The organism is Lamprobacter sp. (assembly GCF_034860625.1).
GTDB lineage: Bacteria > Pseudomonadota > Gammaproteobacteria > Chromatiales > Chromatiaceae > Lamprobacter.
The window spans coordinates 1-1,028 of sequence record NZ_JAYESN010000605.1; the positions used below are offsets into that span (position 1 = coordinate 1).

The 1,028-nt window shown below is 65.5% G+C and carries 1 protein-coding gene; it reads left to right on the top strand.

Annotated elements, in window-relative coordinates; all coding sequences use genetic code 11:
• Positions 1-1,028, top strand: a 1,028-nt coding sequence (locus VBE63_RS30165; RefSeq protein WP_323686647.1) for an FAD-dependent oxidoreductase, incomplete at both ends; no start/stop codon positions are given.

The window sequence follows — 1,028 nt, forward strand, 5'->3', positions numbered from 1 at the left end:
CGCTGATCCGCTCAACGATCGGCCCGGCGCTCCGCGCTATCGTGGCTTCCACCAAAACGACATCGAGAAGTGCATCGGCTGCGGCACCTGCGAGGCGATCTGCCAGAATGCGGCGATCGACATGGTCTCCGTCGCCGAGATTGCGACCAAGCCCGGCGATTCCGGTCTGCGTCCGCGCATCGACTACGGGCGCTGCTGCTGGTGCGCGCTCTGTGTCGATGTCTGCATGACCAGCTCGCTCAGCATGTCGAACGAGTACAAGTGGGTCGACCATGATCCGGATGTCTTTTGCTTCATCCCTGGCGTCGATCTGAAGCACTGGGACAGCTCCGAGCTCGGCTACCGGCGGCCGGAGGGACATCGGCTCACCGGGGCCGAGCGGGTGGCCATGGGCGAGCTCGAGCCAGAGGCTCGCGCCGACTCCTTCGTCGAGATCGTCGCCGGCTACGACCTCGAGCAGGCCAAGCTCGAGGCCGATCGCTGTGTCTCCTGCGGCCTCTGTGTCGCGACCTGCCCGACGCACATGGCGGTGCCCGAGTACATCGCCACCATTCGCGATGGTGACTACGAACAGGGCATTCGGTTGCTGTATCAGACCAACCCCTTCTCCAATGTCTGCGGGCGCGTCTGCACCCATCGCTGCGAGACCAGCTGCGCGGCGCGGCACGAGGGTGATCCCATCGCCATCCGTTGGCTCAAGCGCCACATCATCGACCAGGTCCCGCACGAGCGGATCAAGCAGATCGCCGCCGAGGGTCGTGTCAGCGAGCCCAGCGGGCATCAGGTCGCGATCATTGGGGCCGGGCCGGCAGGGCTCACCGCCGCCTTCGATCTGGCCAAGGCCGGTCATGGCGTCACGGTCTTCGAGGCGCTGCCTGCCCCCGGTGGCATGATGCGCTACGGCATCCCGGAATACCGGCTGCCTTACGACAAGCTCGATGAGGACGTCGACGTGATCCGTTCCATGGGGGTCGAGATCCGTTGCAACACCCGCGTTGGCGAGGACATCAGCATCGATCAGCTGCGCG